25 protein-coding genes and 1 pseudogene are annotated in these 21,211 nt (G+C 63.8%); 6 read left to right on the top strand and 20 right to left on the bottom strand.

Translation table 11 applies throughout. The features are described from left to right. Nucleotides 1-42: 42 nt before the first annotated feature. A complete protein-coding gene (locus OUY36_RS19265) occupies nt 43-906 on the top strand; it encodes an isocitrate lyase/PEP mutase family protein (protein ID WP_003301755.1) in 864 nt (287 codons plus the stop codon). A 6-nt stretch (nt 907-912) separates the two neighbouring features. On the opposite strand, the gene OUY36_RS19260 is transcribed toward OUY36_RS19265, so the two are convergent. Further along, the gene (locus tag OUY36_RS19260) at nt 913-1,638 is read right to left on the bottom strand and encodes a TorF family putative porin (protein ID WP_267935558.1); all 726 of its coding nucleotides are present in this window, start codon (nt 1,636-1,638) and stop codon (nt 913-915) included. Between the two features lie 203 nt (nt 1,639-1,841). Between OUY36_RS19260 and OUY36_RS19255 the strand changes: the two genes are divergently transcribed. After that, nucleotides 1,842-2,108: a DksA/TraR family C4-type zinc finger protein gene (locus OUY36_RS19255; protein WP_102838738.1), complete on the top strand. Its 267-nt coding sequence runs from the start codon at nt 1,842-1,844 to the stop codon at nt 2,106-2,108. Here the strand turns inward: OUY36_RS19255 and OUY36_RS19250 are convergent, their stop codons facing one another. The 11 genes from OUY36_RS19250 to urtA form a co-directional block, all read right to left on the bottom strand. Further along, nucleotides 2,109-3,290: a GAF domain-containing sensor histidine kinase gene (locus tag OUY36_RS19250; RefSeq protein ID WP_267935557.1), complete on the bottom strand. Its 1,182-nt coding sequence runs from the start codon at nt 3,288-3,290 to the stop codon at nt 2,109-2,111. A 130-nt stretch (nt 3,291-3,420) separates the two neighbouring features. Further along, complete coding sequence (ureC, locus tag OUY36_RS19245; RefSeq protein WP_267935556.1) at nt 3,421-5,121, bottom strand: urease subunit alpha; 1,701 nt, start codon at nt 5,119-5,121, stop codon at nt 3,421-3,423. Between the two features lie 120 nt (nt 5,122-5,241). Then, on the bottom strand, nt 5,242-5,547 hold the full coding sequence (locus OUY36_RS19240; RefSeq protein WP_267935555.1) for an urease subunit beta: 306 nt from the start codon (nt 5,545-5,547) through the stop codon (nt 5,242-5,244). Then, nucleotides 5,544-6,098 carry a GNAT family N-acetyltransferase gene (locus OUY36_RS19235; protein ID WP_267935554.1) on the bottom strand — a complete coding sequence of 185 codons (555 nt, stop codon included), beginning with the start codon at nt 6,096-6,098 and terminating at the stop codon, nt 5,544-5,546. Before OUY36_RS19235 ends, OUY36_RS19240 begins: the two co-directional genes overlap by 4 nt. Nucleotides 6,099-6,109: 11 nt before the next feature. Further along, on the bottom strand, nt 6,110-6,412 hold the full coding sequence (gene ureA, locus OUY36_RS19230) for an urease subunit gamma (RefSeq protein WP_003283033.1): 303 nt from the start codon (nt 6,410-6,412) through the stop codon (nt 6,110-6,112). A gap of 140 nt (nt 6,413-6,552) precedes the next feature. Next, complete coding sequence (locus OUY36_RS19225; RefSeq protein ID WP_267935553.1) at nt 6,553-7,386, bottom strand: urease accessory protein UreD; 834 nt, start codon at nt 7,384-7,386, stop codon at nt 6,553-6,555. A 206-nt stretch (nt 7,387-7,592) separates the two neighbouring features. Then, a complete protein-coding gene (gene urtE, locus OUY36_RS19220; protein ID WP_003283035.1) occupies nt 7,593-8,291 on the bottom strand; it encodes an urea ABC transporter ATP-binding subunit UrtE in 699 nt (232 codons plus the stop codon). 125 nt (nt 8,292-8,416) lie between these two features. Beyond that, nucleotides 8,417-9,268 carry an urea ABC transporter ATP-binding protein UrtD gene (urtD, locus tag OUY36_RS19215; RefSeq protein ID WP_267935552.1) on the bottom strand — a complete coding sequence of 284 codons (852 nt, stop codon included), beginning with the start codon at nt 9,266-9,268 and terminating at the stop codon, nt 8,417-8,419. Further along, the gene (gene urtC, locus OUY36_RS19210) at nt 9,265-10,344 is read right to left on the bottom strand and encodes an urea ABC transporter permease subunit UrtC (protein ID WP_267935551.1); all 1,080 of its coding nucleotides are present in this window, start codon (nt 10,342-10,344) and stop codon (nt 9,265-9,267) included. The genes urtD and urtC overlap by 4 nt, the downstream gene beginning before the upstream one ends. Continuing rightward, on the bottom strand, nt 10,341-11,912 hold the full coding sequence (gene urtB / locus OUY36_RS19205) for an urea ABC transporter permease subunit UrtB (protein WP_267935550.1): 1,572 nt from the start codon (nt 11,910-11,912) through the stop codon (nt 10,341-10,343). Before urtB ends, urtC begins: the two co-directional genes overlap by 4 nt. Nucleotides 11,913-12,145: 233 nt before the next feature. Further along, nucleotides 12,146-13,414, bottom strand: a complete 1,269-nt coding sequence (gene urtA, locus OUY36_RS19200) for an urea ABC transporter substrate-binding protein (RefSeq protein WP_200597543.1) — start codon at nt 13,412-13,414, stop codon at nt 12,146-12,148. A 291-nt stretch (nt 13,415-13,705) separates the two neighbouring features. On the opposite strand from urtA, the gene OUY36_RS19195 reads away from it, so the two are divergent. Continuing rightward, the gene (locus OUY36_RS19195) at nt 13,706-14,344 is read left to right on the top strand and encodes a pseudouridine synthase (protein WP_267935549.1); all 639 of its coding nucleotides are present in this window, start codon (nt 13,706-13,708) and stop codon (nt 14,342-14,344) included. Between the two features lie 21 nt (nt 14,345-14,365). Here OUY36_RS19195 and OUY36_RS19190 read toward each other — a convergent pair whose 3' ends face one another. The 5 genes from OUY36_RS19190 to OUY36_RS19170 form a co-directional block, all read right to left on the bottom strand. Further along, a complete protein-coding gene (locus OUY36_RS19190; RefSeq protein WP_003298283.1) occupies nt 14,366-14,584 on the bottom strand; it encodes a DUF2788 domain-containing protein in 219 nt (72 codons plus the stop codon). A gap of 175 nt (nt 14,585-14,759) precedes the next feature. Further along, nucleotides 14,760-15,152, bottom strand: coding sequence for a globin (locus OUY36_RS19185; RefSeq protein ID WP_063540890.1), 393 nt, complete (start codon nt 15,150-15,152; stop codon nt 14,760-14,762). A gap of 149 nt (nt 15,153-15,301) precedes the next feature. Then, entirely contained in the window at nt 15,302-15,781 is a 480-nt protein-coding gene (locus OUY36_RS19180; protein ID WP_017246503.1) for an Lrp/AsnC family transcriptional regulator, read from the bottom strand. Nucleotides 15,782-16,104: 323 nt separating this feature from the next. Next, complete coding sequence (locus OUY36_RS19175) at nt 16,105-16,995, bottom strand: cation diffusion facilitator family transporter (protein ID WP_156245142.1); 891 nt, start codon at nt 16,993-16,995, stop codon at nt 16,105-16,107. A gap of 25 nt (nt 16,996-17,020) precedes the next feature. Then, nucleotides 17,021-17,437, bottom strand: a complete 417-nt coding sequence (locus OUY36_RS19170) for a polyribonucleotide nucleotidyltransferase (protein ID WP_200597545.1) — start codon at nt 17,435-17,437, stop codon at nt 17,021-17,023. Nucleotides 17,438-17,592: 155 nt separating this feature from the next. Here OUY36_RS19170 and OUY36_RS19165 point away from each other — a divergent pair, with 155 nt between their 5' ends. Then, nucleotides 17,593-18,057, top strand: coding sequence for a DEAD/DEAH box helicase (locus tag OUY36_RS19165; protein WP_267931277.1), 465 nt, complete (start codon nt 17,593-17,595; stop codon nt 18,055-18,057). Between the two features lie 27 nt (nt 18,058-18,084). Here the strand turns inward: OUY36_RS19165 and OUY36_RS19160 are convergent, their stop codons facing one another. After that, nucleotides 18,085-18,684, bottom strand: a complete 600-nt coding sequence (locus OUY36_RS19160; protein WP_015275564.1) for a DUF6088 family protein — start codon at nt 18,682-18,684, stop codon at nt 18,085-18,087. A 166-nt stretch (nt 18,685-18,850) separates the two neighbouring features. Further along, entirely contained in the window at nt 18,851-19,141 is a 291-nt protein-coding gene (locus OUY36_RS19155) for a helix-turn-helix domain-containing protein (RefSeq protein WP_003292631.1), read from the bottom strand. A gap of 202 nt (nt 19,142-19,343) precedes the next feature. On the opposite strand from OUY36_RS19155, the gene OUY36_RS19150 reads away from it, so the two are divergent. After that, entirely contained in the window at nt 19,344-19,700 is a 357-nt protein-coding gene (locus tag OUY36_RS19150) for a hypothetical protein (RefSeq protein WP_267935548.1), read from the top strand. Between the two features lie 219 nt (nt 19,701-19,919). Then, nucleotides 19,920-20,258 (top strand): annotated as a pseudogene (locus OUY36_RS19145) (three-Cys-motif partner protein TcmP); the annotation flags it as partial. Nucleotides 20,259-20,348: 90 nt separating this feature from the next. Here the strand turns inward: OUY36_RS19145 and OUY36_RS19140 are convergent. Beyond that, a complete protein-coding gene (locus OUY36_RS19140; protein ID WP_003292635.1) occupies nt 20,349-21,029 on the bottom strand; it encodes a heavy metal response regulator transcription factor in 681 nt (226 codons plus the stop codon). Between the last annotated feature and the right edge of the window lie 182 nt (nt 21,030-21,211).

Below are 21,211 nucleotides of genomic sequence, written 5' to 3'. Positions count from 1 at the left end.
AGACAGGGCGAATCGACCCTTGCGTGCACCCATGGAGCCTATATGCCGCGACTCTCTCATCACGACCTGCGCCGCAACTTTCGCGAGCTGCTGAACGCCGACCGCTGCTTCCACACCGCCTCGGTGTTCGATCCGATGTCCGCGCGCATCGCCGCCGACCTCGGTTTCGAAGTGGGCATCCTCGGTGGCTCGGTGGCCTCGCTGCAGGTCCTCGCCGCGCCGGACTTCAACCTCATCACCTTGAGCGAATTCGTCGAGCAGGCCACGCGTATCTGCCGCGTCGCCCAGCTGCCGGTGCTGGCCGACGCCGACCATGGCTATGGCAACGCGCTGAACGTGATGCGCACCGTTTCCGAACTGGAGCGCGCCGGGATTTCCGCGCTGACCATCGAGGACACCCTGCTGCCGCCCAAATTCGGCCGCCGCTCCACCGACCTCATCGGCATGTTCGAGGCGGTCGGCAAGATACGCGCGGCGTTGGAGGCGCGTGTCGATCCGGAAATGGCCATCATCGGTCGCACCAATGCCGGCGTGATCGGCTTCGAGGAAGTCATCGCCCGAGCCCAGGCCTACGAAAAGGCCGGTGCCGATGCCATCTGCCTGGTCGGCATCGAAGATTTCGATCACCTGGAAAGCATCGCCAGCCAGCTGAGCAAGCCGCTGATGCTGGTCACCTACGGCAACCCCAACCTGCGCGACAACGCGCGGCTGGCGGCGCTTGGCGTGCGCATCGTGGTCAACGGTCACGCGGCCTACTTCGCGGCGATCAAGGCGACCTACGACTGCCTGCGCGAACAACGCCAGGTCGATGCGCTGGACCTGAACGCTTCGCAGCTGTCGGTCAAATACTCCACGGCCGATGAATACGTCGTCTGGGCCGAGGAGTACATGCAGGTCAAGGAATAGCCGCGCTCAGAACAGCTGCCGCTCGGCGCGGAAGGTCAGCAGGCCGTCGCAACGCGGGTTCTGTCCCGAGCAGGCGCTGCAGGCCTGGCCGCTCAGGCTGGAGTCGCTGTAGGACAGGTTCAGTTGCAGGCCCAGCCAGGGCCGCGAGAGGTCGAGTGACCAGTCGCTGAACATGTCCACGCTGCCGCCACCGTCGAGATAATGCGGTGTGGCCAGCGCGTGGCTCGAGTACTTCACGCGGACGCCGACGGCGAATGGCGTCACCGTGCCCAGGTCCAGATAGAACGTGCTGTCGGTGCGCCCGGCGGCACTGTTAAGCGCCGCACCGAGGCGGCGATCGCCCAGCGTCAGGCCACCGTAGTATTCGTGTCGATCCCATTCGGGCAGTTCCGGAAAGCTGTAGCGCATCAGGCCGATCTCGTAGCCGAGTTGGTCATGATCGTTCTGCTGGGCGTAGCCGAGATAGGAGTTCACCTCGAGTTGCCTTCCCTCGACCAGGCCGACGCTGGGGGACCACTGCCCGACATACAGCCCGCTGGCATGGGTGAGATCGAGCCCGCCATGGAATGCATTGCCGGTACTCGGTTGCACCAGCCCCTGAGCCATGCTGCGGGCGGGCTCGGTGCCCAGCTTGAGATCGAAGGTGCCCAGATCGCGTTCCAGCACCTGTGGTTCGCTGGCGCAGCCCGCCGCCAAGAGCAGGCTGGTTATGATCGGTAAGATGCGCTTCATGCTGGCTGCCCTGCCGGTTCGCAAATGCCCGAGGCGCTGAGCCGTCGGCGTGAACCGAGGCAGGATAGGCGACTGTGCCGCTCGGGCAGCGCCATCCGTCGATTGCCCGGCGCCATTCGATGGGCGGTACCACCCGGGGTGAGCATCCGGCGGCGCAGCGACTCCAACGCAGAACAGCATCGAGCCGATGCGGGAGGTGGAGCATGGCGACAGGTTGGGCAGGTGACGGTGCCGTCCAGGAGCAGATCGACAGCACGGTCGAAGACGCGGTGCAGCGTGCCCGAAGCAAACTCGCCCGCGGCGAGAGCCTCAAGCATTGCGAGGAGTGCGGCGCGGCCATTCCCGAAGCACGGCGTCTAGCGGTACCCGGCGTCAGGCTGTGCATCAAGTGCCAGGCCGAGCAGGACAAGGAAGACGCCAGGTTCAGTGGCTACAACCGCCGTGGCAGCAAGGACAGCCAGCTGCGCTGATCAGGCGCGCCGCAGCGGCATGCGGAAGGTGAAAGTGGTGCCGCCTTCGGCGCTGGAGGTCACCTGCATGCCGCCGCCATGGGCTTTGGCCACCTGATCGACGATGAACAGCCCCAGTCCAAGCCCGTTGCGCGAGGTGTCGTCTTCCTGGGAATAGGCATGGAACAGTTGTTCGAGCCGCTCTGCCGGGATTGGCGTGCCACGATTGTGCACCGCCAGTTGGAAATGCTCATCGACCACCTCGGCCTGCACGATCACCGGACCGGTGCTGGCGCCATGATGCAGGGCATTGGTGACCAGATTGGCCAGCAGCTGGGCGATGCGGTCCGGGTCGCACTCGAACACAGGCAGCTCCGGCAGCTGTTCGAGCAGCACACGGCGTGGATGGGCGGTACGCAACTCGTTGACCACCTGTGAAAGAACAAGGTGCAGGTTGGCCGAGGCCATCCAGTTCAGCGGTATGCCATTGCCCAGCTGGCCGCGGGCGAAATCCATCAGGTCATCGACCAAGCGCGAAGCGCGCTGGCTGGAGGTACGCACATGTTCTGCAAGCTGTTGCGTGCCGCGTTCGGTGGAACGGCGGATCAACAGGTCGCTGGCCGCCTGGATGGAGGCGAGCGGGGTGCGCAGGTCGTGGCCGAGCAAGGCGATGAACTGCTCACGCTGATAGCCTGTGATGCGCTCGTCAGCCAGCGCCGCACGCGTAGCCTGCTGTTGCTCTTCGGCATCGATCTGCAGGGTCAGCAGGCGGGCAAAAGACTCGAACATCGCCCGCGTCGCCGGGCTGGAGAGGTCGCGGGGCTCCGGATCGAGTGCGCAGAGCGTGCCGAAGAAGCTGCCGTCGGCGCGCAGCACAGGTACAGAGATATAGCTTTCGAAGCCATACATCTGCGGCGTGTGATGGTTGCGGTAGTCGGGGTCGGCGCTGACCTGGCTGATGATGATCGGCTGGTGGGAGGCGCGGATCTCGCTGCACAGCGTGGTAGTGATGTCCAGCTCGCCGCCGACCTTCAGACCGAACTCGATGCGATCGAGCACGGCGCAGGCGGTCCAGTTCGACTCGGTGACGCGGGCGACCGCAGCGAAGCGCAGGCCGGTGGTTTCGCTGACCACCTGCAGGATGGCCGGTACAGCGCTGATGCGTTGCACGGTAAGCAGGTCGTCGAGGATGGATCGCACCATCTGCAGGCCCTGAGCGGCGAAAAAAAGGCCGGCCACTTTAACATGGTCGACCTCTTCTGCAGGCTGCGCTCAGCCGAGCGGAGCGGGTTGAGCCGCGCCGCTGAGCGGTGACTGGTTACGCATCAGTCGATCAGAACAGAAAGTAGCGCTGCGCCATCGGCAGCACCTCGGCCGGCTCGCACCAGAGCAGCTGGCCATCGGCGCGCACCTGATAGTTCTGCGGGTCGACCTGGATGTCCGGTGTGTAGTCGTTGTGGATCAGATCCTTCTTCTGCACCGAACGGCAGCCCTTCACCACGCCAATCTTCTTCTTCAGCCCCAACTGCTCGGGCACGCCGGCCTCGAAGGCGGCCTGGCTGATGAAGGTGAAGCTCGACGCGTGCAGCGAACCGCCGTAACTGGCGAACATCGGTCGGTAGTGCACCGGTTGTGGTGTCGGGATCGAGGCGTTGGCGTCGCCCATCAGGCTCGCGGCAATGGCGCCGCCCTTGAGGATCAGCGTCGGCTTCACGCCGAAGAACGCCGGGCGCCAGAGCACCAGGTCGGCCCACTTGCCCACTTCGATCGAGCCCACCTCGTGGCTGACGCCGTGGGTGATCGCCGGGTTGATGGTGTACTTGGCGATGTAGCGCTTGGCGCGGAAGTTGTCGTTGCCATCCCCATCACCGGGCAGGGCGCCGCGCTGCTTCTTCATCTTGTCGGCGGTCTGCCAGGTGCGGGTGATGACTTCGCCGACGCGGCCCATGGCCTGGCTGTCGGAGCTGATCATGGAGAACGCGCCGAGATCATGCAGGATGTCCTCGGCGGCGATGGTCTCGCGGCGGATACGGCTCTCGGCGAAGGCCACGTCCTCGGCGATGCTCGGGTCGAGGTGGTGGCAGACCATGAGCATGTCCAGGTGCTCGTCGATGGTGTTGCGGGTGAACGGCCGGGTCGGGTTGGTCGAGCTCGGCAGCACGTTGGCGAAGCCGCAGGCCTTGATGATGTCCGGCGCGTGACCGCCACCAGCACCTTCGGTGTGGTAGGTGTGGATGGTGCGGCCCTTGAACGCGCCGAGGGTGGTCTCGACGAAGCCCGATTCGTTCAGCGTGTCGGTGTGGATCGCCACCTGTACGTCGTACTTGTCGGCGACGCTCAGGCAGTTGTCGATGGCCGCCGGGGTGGTGCCCCAGTCCTCATGCAGCTTGAGGCCGATGGCGCCGGCCCTGACCTGCTCGATCAGCGGTTCGGGCAGCGAGGCGTTGCCCTTGCCGGTGAAGCCGATGTTCATCGGGAAGGCGTCGGCGGCCTTGAGCATCATCGCCATGTGCCAGGGGCCGGGCGTCACCGTGGTGGCGTTGGTGCCGGTAGCAGGGCCGGTGCCGCCGCCGATCATGGTGGTCACGCCGCTCATCAGCGCCTCTTCGATCTGCTGCGGGCAGATGAAGTGGATGTGCGAGTCGATGCCGCCGGCGGTGAGGATCATGCCTTCGCCGGCGATCACTTCGGTGCTGGCGCCGATGGCGATGGTCACATCGGGCTGAATGTCCGGGTTGCCGGCCTTGCCGATGGCGGCGATGCGGCCGTCCTTGAGGCCCACGTCGGCCTTGACGATGCCCCAGTGGTCGAGGATCAGCGCGTTGGTGATCAGGGTATCGACCACCTCGGCGGCGCACAGCTGGCTCTGGCCCATGCCGTCGCGGATCACCTTGCCGCCGCCGAACTTCACCTCTTCGCCATAGGTGGTGAAGTCTTTTTCGACTTCGATCCACAGGTCGGTGTCGGCCAGGCGCACCTTGTCGCCAACGGTGGGGCCGAACATGTCGGCATAGGCTTGGCGGGAAATCTTCATTGCATCTCATCCTGTCCGTAGGGTGGACAACGCGAAGCTTGTCCACCGGCAATCTGGGTGGTGGAAAAGCCTTCGGCGTTTTCCACCCTACGAAGCTTGCTTGTCGCTTGCGGCTGCGCTCTAGAGCGCGCCCATCACCCGCCCGGCGAAGCCGAACACCCGGCGCTCGCCGGCCAGCTCGACCAATTCCACCTCGCGGCTCTGGCCCGGTTCGAAGCGCACCGCGGTGCCGGCCGGGATGTTCAGGCGCATGCCGCGCGAGGCGGCGCGATCGAAGGTGAGCGCGTCGTTGGTTTCGAAGAAGTGGTAGTGCGAGCCGACCTGGATCGGCCGATCGCCGCTGTTGGCCACATTGAGCGTGGCGGTGCGGCGGCCGGCGTTGAGCTCGATGTCGCCGTCCTGGATCTGGTATTCGCCGGGAATCATGGATTGGAGCTCCTGTTCAGGGTCAGTTGCATCATGGTCAGGTCCAGCCAGCGGCCGAACTTGCAGCCGACCTGGCGCATCTGGCCGACATGGATGAAGCCCAGTTGCTGGTGCATATGCACCGAGGCACGGTTCTCGCTTTCGATGAAGGCGACCATGACGTGCTTTTCTAGCTGCCGGGCGCGCTCGATCAGTGCCTTCATCAGGCTGCGGCCGATGCCGCTGCCGCGGTGGTCGGGGCTCACGTACACCGAGTTCTCCACGGTATGACGAAAGCCGTCGTGGGGGCGCCAGGGGCCGAACGAGGCATAGCCGGCCACCTGGCCCTGCTCGTCGATGGCAACCAGCACCGGGTAACCCTGCGCGTGGCGCTCGGCCAGCCAGGCCTGGCGGTTGGCAAGGTCGACCGTGTGGTCGTTCCAGATCGCCGTGCTGTTCTGCACCGCGTCGTTGTAGATCTGCAGGATGCCTTCGAGGTCGGTGTCCAGGGCGTCGCGTAACTGCACGTTGGTTTCCTTCAAGAACGGTTCAAGGTCGTGGGCAGTAGACATTGACCGATATTTCAGGCGATTGGTTGATGCACCGTGACCAGCTTGGTGCCATCCGGGAAGGTCGCCTCGACCTGGATCTCCGGAATCATCTCCGGCACGCCTTCCATCACCTGCTCGCGGCTGAGCAGGGTGGTGCCGTAGTGCATCAGCTCGGCGACCGTCTGGCCGTCGCGCGCGCCTTCGAGCAGCGCGGCGGAGATGTAGGCCATGGCCTCCGGGTAGTTGAGCTTCACTCCGCGGGCCAGCCGGCGCTCGGCCACCAGGCCGGCGGTGAAGATCAGCAGCTTGTCCTTCTCTCTTGGTGACAGATCCATAACCGCTCCAGTCGTAGGGTGGATGTCGCTCTTCGTATCCACCGGCCGGTGGTCGAGACCACGCAGCGTTGTTCAGGGCGGCGTGCACGCAGGCGCGCCGGCGTAGGGAGGGCAACGGCGCAGCCGTGCCCACCGATCATTCAGGTACTCCAGATTCGCGGCGGTACCGCCTCGCGGCCCAGCAGTTCGGGGCGCAACAGCCGCCACAGGTCGATCAGCCAGGCGCGGGCGTGCAGCGCCTCGTCGGCCAGACAGCGCGCCACGATGAGCCCTGGCAGTTGCGTCAGGTCACCGCGCACGCGACTGGGCAGTTCCCGGCAGCGCTCCATCAGCTCCGCATCGATTTCGCCGCTGGCAATGAGGGTGGCGAACACCGAACGCCCGTCGAGGCCGATCGGTGAGTCGAGCAGCGCATCGGCGCCGGCGATGCGCTGGCGCTCGTGCCAGATCAGCTGGTCGTCGCGACGGATATCCAGGCGCGCCTGGAAATGCCCGGCGTCGAAGCGCTCGCCTGCTGCCGGCCGGCCGAGGGCAACCATGTCCCAGTAGAACAGCCGCGCATCGCTTTCCAGCTCGATGACCGTGTTCAGCTCGGCCTGCGCCGCTGAATAGACGATGGTCTCCTGCGGCAGCCATTCCAGCGTGGCACCGGCCTCGACGCGCAGGCGCAGGTCCTGAAACGCGGGGCCGACTGCGCGATACCACTTGGCTGCACCGGGGCTGGTCAGCTGCGTCCAGGCACCGGCTGCAACCGAGGCGCTGATATCCAGCCGATCGCCACCGGCAATGCCGCCCGGTGGGTGCACGATGATGTGCTGACAGACCTCCGGCCCCTCGGGATAGAGATGCTTCTGCACCCGCAACGGCCCCGTGTGGCGACGCAGTACCGGCCGTGTTGCGCCGGCGCACGGCGCATAACCGAGCTCCAGCTCGGCATGCCAATGGGGGGTGAACAGCGGTGCAGGGGCGTTCATCGGTGCAGGCTTTTCGATCTGTCGGTCAGGAAAGCAGAGCAATCGCCATGCCCGTTATGCGCTGCATTGGTGCGCGGCCTGACAGATCGGCGCTATGGCGTTTTTTCGACGTGGATTGGCATCTTGGGCAGCGTCTCAGGTTGTTCTTTTTGTGCATCGGGCTGGTGCGTCGAGCGATAAATGCGCTGTTGTGGTGCGCTGACCGGTCAGATCGCGACCAGCCCACGTACGCCTTCGGCTTCCATGTTTTCGCCGCGGCCCTGCTGGATGATCTCGCCGCGGCTCATCACCAGGTACTGGTCGGCCAGTTCAGCGGCGAAGTCGTAGAACTGCTCCACCAGGAGGATCGCCATGTCGCCGCGGGCCGCGAGCTTCTTGATCACCGCGCCGATCTCCTTGATCACCGAGGGCTGGATGCCTTCGGTGGGTTCGTCGAGGATCAACAGGCGCGGCTTGCTCGCCAGCGCGCGGCCGATGGCGAGCTGCTGTTGCTGGCCGCCAGAGAGGTCGCCGCCGCGGCGGTGCTTCATTTCCTGCAAAACCGGGAACAGTTCGTAGATGAACTCGGGTACTTCCTTGGCTTCCCTGGCGCTGAAACGGGACAGGCCCATCAGCAGGTTTTCCTCGACGGTCAGGCGGCCGAAGATCTCGCGCCCCTGCGGCACATAGGCGATGCCTGCGTGCACGCGCTGGTGCGGCTTGAAGCCGGTGATCGGCTTGCCCTCCCAGTTCACCGCGCCTTCCTTGGCCGGGATCAGGCCCATCAGGCACTTGAGCAGGGTGGTCTTGCCGACGCCGTTGCGTCCGAGCAGGCAGGTGACTTCGCCGACCTTCGCCTCGAACGAGAGGCCGCGCAGGATATGGCTGCCGCCGTAGTACTGGTGCAGTTGCTGGACTTGCAGCATGTGCGACTCCTTCACTTGGTGGATAAGCCTCTGGCGTTATCCACCCTACGATTAGGTTTGCGTTGATGCGGGCATGGGCGTTTGGCGGGCGTAGGGTGGATGGCCGAAGCCATCCACCTTTTTGCTCAACGCCCCAGATACACCTCGATCACCCGCTCATCCACCTGCACCTGTTGCAGCGAACCCTCGGCCAGCACCTGGCCCTGGTGCAGCACGGTGACGTGGTCGGCGATGGTCTCGACGAAGCCCATGTCGTGCTCGACCACCATCAGCGAATGCTTGCGCGCCAAGGACTTGAACAGCTCGGCGGTGAATTCGGTCTCGGCATCGGTCATGCCGGCCACCGGTTCGTCGAGCAGCAAGAGCTGCGGCGACTGCATCAGCAGCATGCCGATCTCTAGGAACTGCTTCTGCCCGTGGGACAGCAGCCCGGCCGGGCGATGACGCGACTGGCCGAGGCGGATGGTCTCCAGCACTTCGTCGATGCGGTCCTTCTGCTCGCCGTTGAGCTTGGCTCTCAAACTCGCCCATACCGACTTGTCGGTCTTCTGCGCCAGCTCCAGGTTCTCGAACACCGAAAGCGCCTCGAACACCGTGGGCTTCTGGAACTTGCGGCCGATGCCGGCCTGGGCGATGTCCACCTCGCTCATGCGGGTCAGGTCCAGGGTTTCGCCGAACCAGGCGCTGCCGCTGGTGGGGCGCGTCTTGCCGGTGATGACGTCCATCATGGTGGTCTTGCCGGCGCCGTTGGGGCCGATGATGCAGCGCAGCTCGCCGACGCCGATGTACAGGCTGAGATCCGTCAGTGCCTTGAAACCGTCGAAGCTGACGTTGATGTCTTCCAGGCTGAGGATGGTGCCGTGGCGCACGTCCAGGCCCTTCTCGGCGACCCGGCCGAGGCCGATGGCATCGCGGGTCAGGCCACCCCCGGTGGGGTCGAAGCCGTCGATGACGGCGCTGCAGGGTACGGTTTTCATTCTTCGCCCCTCCGCTTGATGAGGCCGATGACGCCCTTGGGCAGGTACAGGGTGACGACGATGAACAGCGCACCGAGGGCGAACAGCCAGTATTCGGGGAAGGCCACGGTGAACCAGCTCTTCATGCCGTTGACGAGGCCGGCGCCGAGCAGCGGGCCGATCAGCGTGCCGCGTCCGCCGAGGGCGACCCAGACGGCGGCCTCGATGGATTGCGTCGGCGCCATCTCGCTGGGGTTGATGATGCCCACCTGCGGCACATAGAGCGCACCGGCCAGGCCGCAGAGCACCGCTGACAGCGTCCAGATGAACAGCTTGTAGCCGCGCGGATCGTAGCCGCAGAACATCAGCCGGTTCTCGGCATCGCGCAGGGCGGTGAGCACCCGGCCGAACTTGCTGCGCGCCAGGCGAAAGCCCAGGTACAGGCTGCCGGCCAGGAGCGCCACGGTGGCGAGAAACAGCGTGGCGCGGGTCGCCGGCGCCGAGATCGAGAAACCGAGGATGGTCTTGAAATCGGTGAAGCCGTTGTTGCCGCCGAAGCCGGTCTCGTTGCGGAAGAACAGGAGCATGCCGGCGAAGGTCAGCGCCTGGGTCATGATCGAGAAGTACACGCCCTTGATCCGCGAGCGGAAGGCGAAGAAGCCGAAGACGAAGGCCAGCACGCCGGGCACCAGCACCACCAGGCATATGGCCCAGAGGAAGCTCGACGTGCCATACCAGTACCAGGGCAGCTCGTTCCAGGCGAGGAAGCTCATGAATGCCGGCAGGCCGTCACCGGCGCTCTGGCGCATCAGGTACATGCCCATGGCGTAGCCACCGAGGGCGAAGAACAGGCCGTGGCCGAGGGACAAGAGCCCCGCGTAACCCCAGACCAGATCCAGCGCCAGGGCGACGATGGCGTAGCAGAGGATCTTGCCTACCAGTGTCAGGGTGTAGGCCGAAACGTGCAGGGCATGCTCGGCCGGAAGGAGGTGCAGCAGCGGCATGGCGACGAGGACGGCCAGCGCCAGACCGAGGGCGATGACCGTGGCTTTCGGCCCGGCTTTCTGTGCGGCGGTGAGGGTAAGTGGCTGGTTCAATCGATGACCCTCCCCTTGAGAGCGAAGAGCCCCTGCGGACGCTTCTGGATGAAGAGGATGATCAGCGCGAGGATGAGGATCTTGCCCAGCACGGCGCCGATCTGCGGTTCGAGGATCTTGTTGGCGATGCCGAGGCCGAAGGCGGCGAAGATGCTGCCGGCCAGCTGACCGACACCGCCGAGCACCACCACCAGGAAGGAATCGATGATGTAGCTCTGGCCGAGGTCCGGGCCGACGTTGCCGATCTGGCTCAGGGCCACGCCGCCGAGCCCGGCGATGCCGGAGCCCAGCCCGAAGGCCATCATGTCGATGCGTCCGGTGGGTACCCCGCAGCAGGCGGCCATGTTGCGGTTCTGCGTTACCGCGCGCACGTTCAGGCCCAGGCGCGTCTTGTTCAGCAAGAGCCAGGTCAGGAGCACCACGAACAGCGCGAAGCCGATGATCACCATGCGGTTGTACGGCAGCACCAGGTTCGGCAGCACCTGCAGGCCACCGGACAGCCAGGCCGGATTGGCGACCTCGACGTTCTGCGCGCCGAACAGCACCCGCACCAGCTGGATCAGGATCAGGCTGATGCCCCAGGTCGCCAGCAGGGTTTCCAGCGGGCGGCCGTACAGATGGCGGATCACCGTGCGTTCCAGTGCCATGCCGATTGCGGCGGTGACGAAGAAGGCCACCGGCAACGCCACCAGCGGGTAGAAGGCGAGGGCTTCCGGGGCGAGCCGCGCCATCAGCACCTGCACCATGTAGGTGGTGTAGGCGCCGAGCATGAGCATCTCGCCGTGGGCCATGTTGATCACCCCGAGCAGGCCGAAGGTGATCGCCAGACCGAGGGCGGCGAGCAGCAGGATCGAGCCCAGCGACAGACCGCTGAAGGCCTGGCCGAGCAGCTCGCCGATCAGGAGCTTGCGCTTGACCTGGGCCAGGCTGGTTTCCGCTGCCTTGCGCACGTTGGCGTCGGTTTCCGCCTCGTCGGCCAGCAGGTTCTCTAGGCGTACCCGTGCCAGCGGTGCGCCGGTTTCACCGAGCAGGCGCACGGCGGCGAGGCGTACTGCGGGGTCGCTCGCGGTCAGCTGCAGGTTGGCGAGGGTGAGGGTAAGGGCTTCGCGTACGGCCGGATCGTCCTCGGCTTCGAGACGCTGTTGCAGCAGTGGCAATTGCTCCGGCTTCCCGCTGCGCTGCAGGCGCTTGGCCGCAGCGAGGCGCTGCGCGGGGTCTTCGGCGAACAGCTGGTGGCTGGCCAGAGCGGTGTTGAGCAGGCCACGCAGACGGTTGTTCAGGCGCAGCTTCTTCGGCGTGCCGACGGGTTCGGCATCACCTTCGAGGGCACGGTAGGCGCCGTTCTCCTCGATGAAGGGTGTCTTGTTCTTGTCGATCACCACGCGGCTGGCGCGCAGCGCTTCGATCAGTGCCAGGCGTTCGGGAACGGGCGCGATGGCCCATGTTTCTAGCAGCTTGGCCTGTTTGGCCGGGCTCGCCTTGGCGTAGTCGGCCGCTTCTCCGGCGTGCACTGCCCAGGGCAGGGCGAGCAGGAGCAGCAGCAATAATCGGTGCAGGGCAGTGTTCATCTGTGCATTCCCCAGGGGAGGCCGCGGGCTCTCTTAATGGAGCTAGTGACGGCCGACAGGCGGATGAGAAAAGCGACATTCATCCGCCGCTACAGCGTCGAAGGTGGCCTGTTTGTAGGGTGGGCTTCAGCCCACCGAGGGCTGATGGTGGGCTGAAGCCCACCCTACGAATGCAGGGCCATACGGCAGTGCTCGTCAGATGGATGGCGCTTCATCCACCACAACGGCGTCGATCAGTTCGACTTCACCGCGTAGTCCGGCTTCTTGTCGTTGCCCGGGATGTACGGGCTCCACGGCTGCGCGCGGACCGGGCTTTCGGTTTCCCAGACCACCGAGAACTGGCCGTCCTCCTGGACCTCGCCGATCATCACCGGCTTGTGCAGGTGATGGTTCTTCTCGTCCATGGTCAGGGTGTAGCCGCTCGGCGCCTCGAAGGTCTGGCCAGCGAGGGCGTCGCGCACCTTGCCGACGTCGGTGGTGCCGGCTTTCTCGACCGCCTGCGCCCACATGTGAATACCGACGTAGGTGGCTTCCATCGGGTCGTTGGTCACCGCCTTGTCGGCGCCCGGCAGGTTCTGGGCCTTGGCGTAGGCCTTCCACTTGCTGACGAAGGCTTCGTTGACCGGGTTCTCCACCGACTGGAAGTAGTTCCACGCGGCCAGGTGACCGACCAGCGGCTTGGTGTCGATGCCACGCAGTTCTTCCTCGCCGACCGAGAAGGCCACGACCGGAACGTCAGTGGCTTCCAGGCCCTGGTTGGCCAGCTCCTTGTAGAAGGGCACGTTGGAGTCGCCGTTGATGGTCGACACCACGGCAGTCTTGCCGCCGGCGGAGAACTTCTTGATGTTGGCGACGATGGTCTGGTAATCGCTGTGACCGAAGGGGGTGTAGACCTCTTCGATGCTGGATTCCGGCACACCCTTGCTGATCAGGAAGGCGCGCAGGATCTTGTTGGTGGTGCGCGGGTAGACGTAGTCGGTGCCGAGCAGGAAGAAGCGCTCGGCGCCGCCGCCGTCTTCGCTCATCAGGTACTCAACGGCCGGGATGGCCTGCTGGTTTGGCGCGGCGCCGGTGTAGAAGACGTTCGGCGACAGCTCTTCGCCCTCGTACTGCACTGGGTAGAACAGCAGGCCGTCGAGCTCCTCATAGACCGGCAGTACCGACTTGCGCGATACCGAGGTCCAGCAACCGAAGGTCACCGCCACCTTGTCCTGGGTCAGCAGCTGACGGCCCTTCTCGGCGAACAGCGGCCAGTTGGAAGCCGGGTCGACCACCACCGGTTCGAGCTGCTTGCCGAGCACGCCGCCCTTGGCGTTGATCTCATCGATGGTCATCAGCGCCATGTCCTTGAGCGAGGTCTCGGAGATGGCCATGGTGCCGGACAGCGAATGCAGGATGCCGACCTTGATGGTCTCTGCGGCCTGCAGGGTGAAGGGGAACAGGCCGCTGAGCATCAGGGCACTGGCGGCGAGGGTGGACTTGATCAGGGGACGGCGTTTCATTGTGGGGCTCCTTGGCTGTCCGTGCGCAACTGTGTGCTGAAAACATCGGAACGCCAGGAGCAATGGCAGCATCCGTGCCAAATGGCGCAAAGCCTTCTGCGACGCAGCTTTGCGCCGATCCGGGATCGATCGGGCAGCTTCCGCGGTGAGCCATGCTGGTGCATGCGAAGGCCGGTGGTGCACCGCGGGAGGCCGCTTTGCCCGATTTCAGTGCCACACAGCGGAGCTCCGCTACTTGCGGCTGCCGGGCGTCACTTCTAGCATGGCCGGCCCGCATCGAGACCCGTCGCCATGCCTCGCCCACCGCGTCCTCCATCCTCGCGTCCGCCTGCGCGAACCGCGCGCCCATCCGCGCCGCGGCGCGTGGCCAAGGCACCGCCGGCCGAGCCACGCCTGTTGTTGTTGAACAAGCCGTTCGACGTGCTGACGCAATTCAACGACGCCGATGGCCGCGCGACGCTGAAGGATTACGTGCAGGTGCCGGGCGTCTATCCGGCCGGCCGGCTGGATCGCGACAGCGAGGGGCTGCTGCTCTTGACCAACGACGGTCGGTTGCAGGCGCGTATCGCCGACCCCAAGCACAAGCTGCCGAAGACCTACTGGGTGCAGGTGGAGGGTGAGGTCAGCGCCGAGCAGCTGCAGCGCTTGCGCGATGGCGTCCAGCTCAACGACGGCCTGACCCTGCCCGCCGAAGCGCGGCAGCTGGACGAGCCCGAGCTATGGCCACGCAACCCGCCGGTGCGCTTTCGCAAGAGCGTGCCGACCAGCTGGCTGGAATTGGTGATTCGCGAGGGGCGTAATCGCCAGGTCAGACGCATGACGGCGGCGGTCGGGTTGCCGACCCTGCGTCTGGTGCGGGTGCGCATCGGGCCGTGGGCGCTCGATGGCCTGCAGCCGGGTGAGTGGCGGGAGGTGCCGGCGCAGCTGTAGTGCACCGGCTGGCGCCTCAACTCAGTGCGGGATGCCCTGAGTGACTTCGATGACGTAACCGATGACCGGCTTGGCGAGAAAGGCGAACAGGCACAGGCCCAGGCCGAGGAAGAGAATGGCAGTGCCGAGGCGACCGGCCTTCGACTTCTTGGCCAGGTCCCAGATGATGAACGCCATGAAGGCCATCAGCCCGCCGACGAGCACGATCATCATCCACTTTTCGAAAACTTCGGGCTCCACAGGGATCTCCTGACTGACTTCGACGAATGCGCCCGTGGCAGGCCGGGCGCGAAAGCGGCGCAGTATACGCCGCTAGCGAGTGGTGGGTGTGCCACCGCTGGTTGGACGGTCGAGCTCGGAAAGCGTTCGGATCGCGCCGACCGGGCGCCGGTGCGGCGAAATGTCTCACCGGTATTCAGTAGGCCGCCTTGATCACGTCGATGCCCTTGTTCAAGACCATGTGCCAGGCCTTCAGGTCCTGTTGCTGCAGTTCGCCATCGTGCTGGCGGATGGTCTTGAGCAGCGCGTCGATCCATAGGTCATAGAGCTCCGGGCGGATGTCCAGGCGTGCCCGCGAATGGCTCTCGCCCAGCGCGCGAAGCTTGGTGTCCGGCATGCCTCGGGCGAACAGCACCAGATTGAGAATGCCGGCGCGTAGCAGCTGCTTTTGCGCGGTCATGTCGGTGCGGGCGAACTTCTCCCGTATCGCCGGCGAACTGGCGAGGAAAGTCACGTAGAAATCATCGAAGAAGCTGGGGCTCGCGCAGCAGCGGCCATAGCTCTGCATGACGCGGTTGGTGTCGTTCATGGGGCGTCCCTTGCACGAAGGATCTGGAACGGCGCCTGCATCGGGCGTCGCATTCGGCAGTCCGGCTCGCCCAGGCGGGCCGGAAAACAAGGGCGCGGATTATAGGCAGTAACCCTGCGAAAAGTAGGGTACAAGCTGTGCGCTGCGTCTCAGCTGCGCAAATGCTCCAGCGGCAGCTCGGTACTCGACGCCACCTGACGCAGGACGAAGCTGGAACGCACGCTGGAAACGCCTTCGATACGCGTCAGCGTGCCGAGCAGGAACTGCTGGTAGTGGTCCATGTCGGGCACGACCACCTTGAGCTGGTAGTCGGCGTCCATGCCGGTGACCAGGCTGCATTCCAGCACCTCCGGGCAGCGTCCGATCACCCCCTCGAAATGCTCGAAGCGCTCCGGGGTGTGCCGGTCCATGCCGATCAGCACGTAGGCAGTGAGCGTCAGGCCGAGCTTCTTGCGGTCGAGCAGGGCGACCTGGCGCGCGATATAGCCGTCGTCTTCCAGCTGCTTGACGCGGCGTGAGCAGGGCGAGGGCGACAGTCCGATGCGTTCGGCCAACTCCTGGTTCGAGATGCGGGCGTCGTGCTGCAATTCGGCGAGAATGCGCAGGTCGTAGCGGTCGAGTTTGCTCATGGAGGGAGGCCTTTGGGATCGGATTGCGCGTGATGATGAATCCAGGGCTATTGATTGCGCAAGTGACGCCGTGATCAGCAATCTTCGCAATCCGGTGCCGGTCGGGGCGGCGTAAGCTTTATCTCAACTTCAGCCCCCGGCAGAACGACCACGGCACGCGATCCCCGCTGCGGTCACCGAAAGTCTTACCGAGACCGACGGTCCGGGCCTCCGGCGCTCACGAGGCACCGTGCGAAGCAGCCGTTACCATCGGCCAGACGAATCGAAGAGACCACGCCCAGGCGTGGTCTTTTTCGTTGTGGGCGTTGTGGTGGTCGAACTGCTCACCGCTTAGGCGGCGCTACCTCAAGCGGGTCGGCATGCACCAGCACCTCCGCATTCGGATAGCGATCGTGAATCGCGTTCTCCACCGCCACGCACAGATCATGTGCCTGTGACAGCGGCAGGTCCCCGGGTAGCTCCAGATGCAACTGGACGAACCAGCGCGTGCCGGAAACCCGTGTGCGGAAATCGTGGCAGCCATGCACGCCGGGCACTTCGCAGACCAGTTGCTGCATCTGCTCGCTGATTTCTGGCGACAGCTCGGTATCCATCAGCACGGCACCGGCCTCCCGGACGATGCTGATCGCGCTCCAGAAGATGTACAGGGCGATAGCGATGCCGAACAGCGCGTCCACTCGCTCCCAACCAAAGCTGGCCAGCACCAGTGCGAGCAGGATGCTGGTATTCAGCAGGAGGTCGGAGCGGTAGTGCAGCGAATCGGCGCGGATGGCGGTGGAGCCGGTGAGCTTGACCACGTGGTGCTGGTAGGTCAGCAGCACGGCGGTCATCACCAGTGAGAAGATCATCACCGCGATGCCTACGCCCTGCGCGCCCAACGGTTGCGGGTGCAGCAGGCGGTCGACGCCTTGCACGCCGACGAGGATCGCGCTGACACAGATGAATGCCGCCTGGCCCAGCCCGGCCAGGGCCTCGGCCTTGCCATGGCCGTAGCGGTGGTCGTCGTCCGCCGGGCGCAGCGAGTAGTGCACCGCCAGCAGGTTGAGCAGCGAGGCGGCGCCGTCCAGCAGCGAGTCGGTGAGGCCCGCCAGCAGGCTCACCGAGCCGCTCAGCCACCAGGCCACCGCCTTGCTCAGCGCCAGCAGGATGGCCGTCGCCAGGGCCGCAGCGGTGGCCCGGCGCATGAGCCGGGCGTGGTCGCGATTGATGCTCATCGGCGGCGGCTGTCCCCCGTGCGCATCAAGCGGCCGGGCGCAGGCCGAAGGCGGCCAGCTGCTCGACGCTGCCGTTGTGCTGGATCAGTCGCGGGTCGTCCAGCGGCAGGCTGCGGCCGGTTTCCGCCTCGATGATGGCTTTCAGACGAGCCTGATCGATCACGCCGTCGGCACCAATGGCTTCCTGCAGTTTCTCCGGCGCAACGGAGTACTGGTCGTCGGGCAGGTAGATCGCGCCAGTGGCGAAGTCGATACCGAAGGCGATCAGGCCGGGAATGACATAGAACAGCAGGCCGACGGCGTTGAGCACGGCGATGGCCGGGTCGATGCGGCCTTCGATCTGCCCGCGGCGATCGGGATAGAACAGCGTGCCGCAGGCGGTCAGTTGGGTGAACAGGGAAGCGGCCAGCACGCCGCCGATGATTCGGTTACGGGTACGCATAAAGACCTCCGGGAAAAGTGGCGCAACTATACAAGGGCTGGATGATGTTTTCTCGACATCAGACCGCCCGGGTCGCGCGGCTGTTCGCAAAAAGTCGCCGGTCCGCTATCGATGCGGCCGCCTCGATATAATCGGCCACCGCAATCGGAGCCGACATGATCAGCCTACCCATCGACGAAGCCCTGCCGGCGTTGCGCCAGGCTCTGCAGCAGCGCGACGAAGCCGTGCTCGAGGCGCCGCCCGGCGCCGGCAAGACCACCCGCGTGCCGCTGGCGCTGCTCGGCGAAGCCTGGTTGGCCGGGCAGACCATCATCATGCTCGAACCGCGCCGGCTGGCCGCCCGCGCCGCTGCCGAGCGCCTGGCCAGCGAGCTGGGCGAGCGGGTCGGCGAGACGGTGGGCTACCGCATTCGGCTGGACAGCAAGGTCGGGCCGAGCACCCGCATCGAGGTGGTCACCGAGGGCATCCTTGCGCGCCGCCTGCAGGACGATCCAGCACTGGAAGGCGTCGGGCTGGTGATCTTCGACGAATTCCACGTTTTGCTAAATGCGCAGGAAGTCGCATTGTCTTGTCAGAAAAGCCAGCCACGTCTCGCCTCAGGCTTTGGTAGCTGCCAGTAGGTGGAGTCGGGTAGGTGCTATTGCGCACTACTCAATCTCCTTGGCAGCAAAGCGCAATGCCGACCGCATCCACTCCGGCATCTTGCAGGCCCGGAGCTTCATCAGCTCTTCGCCGCTCAGCGCACTAACAATCTTGGAAACCACATTAGCGGACAGCCCTTCTTTCCCGATGTAGTAGAGAGCAGTAAGCGCCACACCTACCGTCGTGCCGGCGTGCTGCAAGCGGTCCTTGGATACGTGGCGGAGGCGAACCACCGCATTGCCAACCTTGATCTCGCGAGTAGATCCGCTGGTGTAAAAGGTCGGCAACACCTGCATCTGTGTGCTGAGGCCCAACCTCCGAACAGCCTCCGCGCCGTGTATCTGGATCGTCTCGCCGTTCGCCTTCGTGATGACCTCCACGACAGCCAGCGGACTCGGGCGCACCACCCTGCCGGTGTACTTGCTCATTTTGGGGCGCATGTAGACACCGCGAGCGACTCGCTCCAGCGTGCCTGATTGCACCAGCCTAGAAAGCGCTTTATTAATCGACGCACGGGAACCGACCTGCGCGAACACCGCGCCGGCAAATGGCCTCCCCTTTGGCATGTGCTTGACTCGATTTAAAATAGCTTGCGCGACGGACATATGAGCCCCAAAAAGTCAGAATCCACATATTTTCTGACGCCCACAAAAACTATAAGCCCTGCCAAAAACAGGACCTCCAGGCCAGCCACTGGGGACAGAGGGACAGCAAGATCAACACTCACTGTGCGGCCACGGAACCGGCCCCTCACACAGCCTCGCTGAGTAATCAGTCAGGTTCGACTAGAGCTCTCAACTCCTCACCAACCTTCTCCAGGAGCTGCTCAAAACTTTCAGGAGCTTCGGATCCAAGCAAGTAGGTCAGGGCCAAGAGGGTGACAGGGTGAGTGTCGAGCACCGTGCAGAGGCTATCGAGCTTTTCGAGAGTCGGGCTCGTTGCCCCGCGCTCCAGCATGCTGACGAAGGTACGACTGCTAACGAGCGAGAAATCTTCCTGTGCCAGCCCCCTACGCTGCCGCACGAGCCTCAACGCTTTCCCGAACGAATCCCGGACTTCCATTTTGCTGCTCCGCAAAATGGAACGATGAAGCGCGATTGAACAATATATGACTACAAAATATATTGTTCATCAATCAAGTACAATTATCATTAGGAGATTGGCGCGTGTTCAAAACCAGTCGGAATGCGGAACTGCTTCCTGGGCTCTCAACAGCGCCAGATGGCGTGCAGTTCTGGTCATATGTCGAGCTAGAGATGACCTGATGACCTGGCCCTGGTTCTACCTGCAGATCGTTGAGGACGATGGAAACGCGGCCTTTCGAAGCATGCTAATGGTTCCGTCGGTTCCATTGCTGGAACAGGTCATAGCTGCGCAGACCGAGCACGCCTGGCTGGAGCAGGCGTATCTTGTGAGTCCCGGGCATATGAACGAGGTGGGTCGCTGGTTGATGGAGCCGTTACTGGAGATCCTTTCAATTCGTGATGCACAAGGTAGCGAGCTTGGGCACCAGTACCGAGTGGAGGGAGATCGCACGTACTCAACCTCAGCGTGTCAGTCTCTCGGCAGTCGAATTAGTAAACACGTGATCTTCTCTGCTGCATTACATCTGCGAGGCTAACGCCCCACTTCCTACCCGTATCCATAGTCCCATCTGAACCGAGCTCAGTTGTCTTTCCAGAATTCGCTCCGCTGCACAAGGCCGAACTCATCGCCAGTCCTATCGGGATTCTCGTCGAACATGGTGTTGACCATACGCTCGCGGCGGAGACCACTCAGCGCTCGGAAAAAGCAGGCCTCACAGAGATGCACCTCATAACGCTCGCCATCATGCAAACACGATTTGCTGTTGGATGAGCATCACTTCGACGATGCCACCGATGACCGCGTCCGAGGAGAACTTTCAGAGCTCTTGCCCAACCAGGTCTACGAGGTAGAACGGCAACCTTTTTTGGGCCTGATGAGCGGATTGACCAACTACACCATGGCTGACGAGTTTCGCGTAAAGCAGGCGCTCGATATCGCTGTTGCGACCGGTGATTTGCTGGCGGTCGGTAAGGATGGCAAGACCAGGCGTCGCAAGGGCACTAGCATCAAATCCAGTGATATTCTGATAGCTCCCCCGCAGAGACCCATCTTCTTCGTGCCACAGCTGAAGAAATCCAGCTCGGAGAACTGAGGTTCGGCACCGCTCCTTGCTCGGTGGCTCGCCTTAACCGCATCGGTACCGGTAGCTTGGCCCATCGCGTGAAATGCCGAGCATTTCGCTCTAGGGGTCTGGCGCGTCGATCAAATAGCCCATCCCACGCGCGGTTTGTATGAGCTTAGGTTCGAACTCATCATCGATTTTTGCTCTCAGCCGTCGTACCGCCACCTCAATCACATTGGTATCGCTGTCGAAATTCATGTCCCATACTTGGGAGGCGATAAGGGACTTTGAGAGCACTTCCCCGCGACGCCGAAGTAATAGCTCAAGAAGTGCGAATTCCTTTGCAGTTAGGTCTATTCGTTTCCCCGATCGCGTAACTCGACGCCTGAGCAGATCGACCTCAAGGTCGAGGAGTTTGAGTATTGTTTGGTTGGGGACATTATTGCCGCGGCGAAGCAACGTACGGATCCTGGCTAGCAATTCGGAGAAGGCGAACGGCTTGATGAGATAATCATCAGCGCCCAACTCCAATCCCTTTACTCGATCCTGAACCCCGTCTCGGGCGGTGAGAAAGAGCACGGGAACCTCATTACCAGCAGCGCGGACTTTCTGTAAAACCTGCCACCCATCCAGGCCAGGCATCATCACGTCTAAGATGAGCAAGTCGTATGTGGTATGAAGCGCGTGCTGAGCAGCATCGGTCCCGTTTTCAACTCTATCGACTGTGAAGCCTGCCTCTGAAAGCCCCTGCTGTAGGTAGGTGCCTGTTTTCGGCTCGTCTTCAGCAACAAGAAGCTTCATGAAAGTATTCCCTCCGGCATTTGGAGCAGTGTGCCGATTGTCAGGGCGTGCAGCCAGTACCTTACAGAAACGTAATGCTCGCATCATCTGTCTGACAGCTTGTAGCGTTAACGTCTACATCAGCAGTTGCTCCCACACTCTGCTTTTTGGCCTTTTCCATGCTCCTTTGGCCTATCGGCGCC

Origin of the sequence: Stutzerimonas sp. R40042 (assembly GCF_026642215.1) — a bacterium.
GTDB lineage: Bacteria > Pseudomonadota > Gammaproteobacteria > Pseudomonadales > Pseudomonadaceae > Stutzerimonas > Stutzerimonas frequens.
This window is presented reverse-complemented; position numbering and strand designations above follow the sequence as displayed.